Raw genomic sequence first — 3,537 nt, forward strand, 5'->3', positions numbered from 1 at the left:
GAGTCGGGGCATTCTTGTTCTGGGCGTTAACCACAAGGCTAGCGATGTAACTTTTTTCAGGCGCAATGGTTACCCGATGGTGAAAATCCCGGAACTGCGCGTTGAAAAAGCGATTCCTGACCGCCGGGGTAAATTCGAGACGGTAAACGGTTTCCTTTTTCCCCCGGACCCTTTTTCAGGACTTTATTACCGGGGGGGTGGTAAAGTCCAAAAGAATAAGGGGATCAAGCTCGGTAGTGAAAAAGCCCGCTTCCCCCAAGCGCTCGCCCTCAAGGGTGAGCCACCGTTCGGAAAAAGAGTCCTTGATATAGGTTGCCCCGCCTACCTGCACAATCTCGACCGGAGCATTAAAGATCTTTCCCCGCACCGAAACCCGGTCCGGAAGCACCCGGACCCCGTGTAGGTCGCTCAGGCAGCACGTTCCCCGCGGCGTAACCAACTCTGTTCTTAGGCGGTAAGTATACGATTTCGCCCCTTTTGTCTGCGCCCTAGCGAAAAGCTCCTGCGGGTCGACTGTTGCCAGCGGGCGGTTCACAAGGATAAACCAGGTTAAGGCACCTAAAAGCGCCACCGTCGGTACGGAGAAAAGGACGAAGCGCCCGCAGCGAAAACTAGGCCAGCGCACATCCATCCCCCCTTGGCTTTTGACTTACCCTAAGGAATATGCACCGCCACGGGAGGGATATGACCTTTAGCTGTCGGTCTGCTTATTGAACAGGGAACGGATCAGGTCGAGGGGTAACGGGAAAACGATGGTGCTGGCGTTGTCGGCCGCTATCTCTCGCAGGGTTTGCAAGTAGCGGAGCTGCACCGTTACCGGCTCCTGAGCAATAATCCGCGCTGCCTCCGCCAGCTTTTCTGCCGCCTGCAACTCCCCTTCCGCGTGGATGATCTTCGCCCGCCGCTCCCGCTCTGCCTCGGCCTGTGCGGCCATCGCCCGCTGCATCGACGCCGGGAGCTCCACGTCGCGCACTTCGACCATGCTCACCTTGATGCCCCACGGTTCGGTGCCCTCGTCAATGATTTGCTGGAGCCGCTGGTTGATTGCCTCCCGGTGCGCCAACAACTCGTCGAGCTCCGACTGTCCGAGGACACTCCGCAGCGTGGTCTGCGCTAACTGGGAGGTAGCGTGGACCGGGTCGATCACCTTGATAACCGCGTCCACCAGGTTAATAACTCGGAAATAGACCACCGCGTTCACCTTCACCGTAACATTGTCGCGGGTGATCACCTCCTGCGTGGGCACCTCCATCGTTACCACCCGTAAGTCGACCTTCCGCATCCGCTCAATAAGCGGGATAAGCAGGAAAAGACCCGGCCCGCGCGCCCCTACACACCGGCCGAGCCGGAAAATGACGCCACGCTCGTACTCCTGGACGATGCGGATTGACGCCGCCAGGAGAAAAAGCCCGAGTAAGAAAAGAAAACTGGTAAAACTAAAAAGCATAAGCTCACCCCCGTTAAAGCTTTTTGCGAACCTTAAGGCGTAGGCCCTCGACCCCGGTAACAACCACCTTCTCCCCTGGAACCGCTTCCACCCTTTCTTCCAGCACCGCCTGCCACCGCTCCCCCGCCACGAGGACCGTCCCGGTCGGCTTTAGCGGCTCCCGTACTACCGCCTCCCGCCCAACCAACGCCTCGCAACCGGTTTGAACCTGCCGCTTCTGCCCCCGCACCACCGCCGTTACTAGCAGGGCCAGAAGCCCCGCGAGAACAAGGCTGGTTGCGGCAACCAACCCCGTACCTAAGCGCATCCCTTCCCCCCGCGTACTGAATAGGAGGACGGAACCAAAGAAAAAGGCGATCAGACCTCCTGCGCCTAAGAGTCCGTGGGTGAGAACAAAAGCCTCAGCGATAAAGAGGGCGAAGGCGAGCACAATGAGTAGCAACCCGCCCCAGTACGCCTCAAGTGTACCGAAACTATAAAGACCGAGGAGGAAGGCAATACCTCCGGCGACGCCGGGAAAGACCAACCCCGGATGGTAAAGTTCAACCATTAACCCGATCATTCCTAAAGTAAGTAAGAGATAGGCCACCTCCGGATTTAAAACCGCCGTTAGAAATCGTTCTACCCAGTTTGGCCGGACCGTCTCCGTGACCGCGCCCACAAGCTGAAGGGTCACGCGCCGCCCGTCCGCCAACGTAATACTCCTGCCGGAAATCTTCTCAAAGAGCTCCGTCTCGCTCGCCGCTACCACGTCCACTAGCCCCTGTTTTAGCGCCTCACCAGCAGAAAAAGAGCGGCTCTCTGTTACCATCTTCGCCGCCACCCCGGCATCCCGCCCCCTTAACTCCGCTAACGAACGCATCCAGGCCGCCGCATCGGCTGTGACCTTTACCAGCGACTCTTTATCCTGTTCCTCACCGACGGCTACCGGATGGGCCGCACCAATCCGGTTACCCGGAGCCATGGCCGCCACGTGCGCCCCCATAGCGATGAAAGAGCCAGCCGAAGCCGCCCAGCTCCCTGCTGGGCTAACGTAAACGATGACGGGCGTCCGCGCATTGACGATCCGGCCCACAATCCGTTGCGTGACGGCATAAAGCCCACCTGGCGTATTCAGCCGGATAAGGCAAACGGCCCGCTCTTCCTCGGCGCGTTCGATTCCGCGCGCTATATAGTGCGCCATTACCGGTACCACCGGCCCCGCCGCATCAAGGACCACCACCCGCGGCCGTTCCTGCGCTGAGAAGCGCAACGACGCCTGCGCCGGAACGCCGGGGTCGGGCCCCGCCACAAACGCGGCCCCAATAATAACTAAGTAAAAAGAATAATTTCCGCACCCGCATTCTTCTTCATCCTTTTCCCCACCAACTTTCGCTACCACCAAAGAAGATTCCTGCCGGAAAAACTTGAAAGGAGAAGAGAAGCGTACGCCGAACAAAATTTACGGGGTAAAGGCACTTTCTAAAAAGATAGGGGAGTTGGTGCGTTGTGTCAAACACAGCCCGAAAAATCGTCCGGATAGAGACCGGCGCCTTAACACTCCAAGCGGTACTCAACGACTCGCAAACGGCCCGCGCGGTATGGGAGGCGCTTCCCATAACCGGAAGCGCTAACCGCTGGGGCGACGAAATCTACTTCTCCGTTCCGCTTACCTTGCCTCCAGAAAACCCGCAGGAACTGGTCGCCATAGGCGATATTGCCTACTGGCCGGAAGGACCGGCCTTCTGCCTCTTCTTCGGGCCGACGCCGGTAAGCAGGGGCAGTGAGGTTCGCCCGGCCAGTCCGGTTAACGTCTGCGGGCAGATTATAGGGGATCCCACAGTACTCAAAGTGGTTCGGGACGGGACGCCGATCAGGATCGCGCGGACGGAAGAAAAGTAACATCTGAACTGGCTACAGCGCCTCAATCCGTGCTCCGTTATCCTCTTCCGGCTCCTCTTCGAGAAGCGACAACTCCGGCGGGCAGACCCGCTCCGCGGTCAATTCGCCGGCAACAGTAAAGGCGATATTCCGGAGGTGCTCGGCAATCCGGACGTAAGCATTAAGCAACTCAAGGTGCAGCCGCGATGAGGCCTCCGTTTCCTTAATCC

Annotated in this window: 4 protein-coding genes and 1 pseudogene; 1 reads left to right on the forward strand and 4 read right to left on the reverse strand. The window is 58.7% G+C overall.

Annotation, left to right across the window (positions count from 1 at the left end; all coding sequences use genetic code 11):
- Positions 1-175 precede the first annotated feature (175 nt).
- Genes ACUVTA_RS08970 through ACUVTA_RS08980 form a run of 3 tightly spaced genes read right to left on the reverse strand, consistent with a single transcriptional unit; the run spans position 176 to position 2,828 of the window.
- Positions 176-631, reverse strand: coding sequence for a hypothetical protein (locus ACUVTA_RS08970; protein WP_445952599.1), 456 nt, complete (start codon positions 629-631; stop codon positions 176-178).
- A 60-nt stretch (positions 632-691) separates the two neighbouring features.
- The gene (locus tag ACUVTA_RS08975; protein WP_445952600.1) at positions 692-1,447 is read right to left on the reverse strand and encodes a slipin family protein; all 756 of its coding nucleotides are present in this window, start codon (positions 1,445-1,447) and stop codon (positions 692-694) included.
- Between the two features lie 13 nt (positions 1,448-1,460).
- On the reverse strand, positions 1,461-2,828 hold the full coding sequence (locus tag ACUVTA_RS08980; protein ID WP_445952602.1) for an NfeD family protein: 1,368 nt from the start codon (positions 2,826-2,828) through the stop codon (positions 1,461-1,463).
- A 107-nt stretch (positions 2,829-2,935) separates the two neighbouring features.
- Here ACUVTA_RS08980 and ACUVTA_RS08985 point away from each other — a divergent pair, with 107 nt between their 5' ends.
- Positions 2,936-3,328, forward strand: coding sequence for a cyclophilin-like fold protein (locus ACUVTA_RS08985; protein WP_445952601.1), 393 nt, complete (start codon positions 2,936-2,938; stop codon positions 3,326-3,328).
- Between the two features lie 12 nt (positions 3,329-3,340).
- Here ACUVTA_RS08985 and ACUVTA_RS08990 read toward each other — a convergent pair.
- Positions 3,341-3,537: pseudogene (locus tag ACUVTA_RS08990) on the reverse strand (Na/Pi cotransporter family protein); the annotation flags it as partial.

The organism is Thermodesulfitimonas sp. (genome assembly GCF_052743955.1).

Bases quoted from the DNA above. Each gene is read 5' to 3' on its own strand.
- ACUVTA_RS08970 (WP_445952599.1), bottom strand. From the start codon at position 631: ATGGATGTGCGCTGGCCTAGTTTTCGCTGCGGGCGCTTCGTCCTTTTC.
- ACUVTA_RS08975 (WP_445952600.1), bottom strand. From the start codon at position 1,447: ATGCTTTTTAGTTTTACCAGTTTTCTTTTCTTACTCGGGCTTTTTCTC.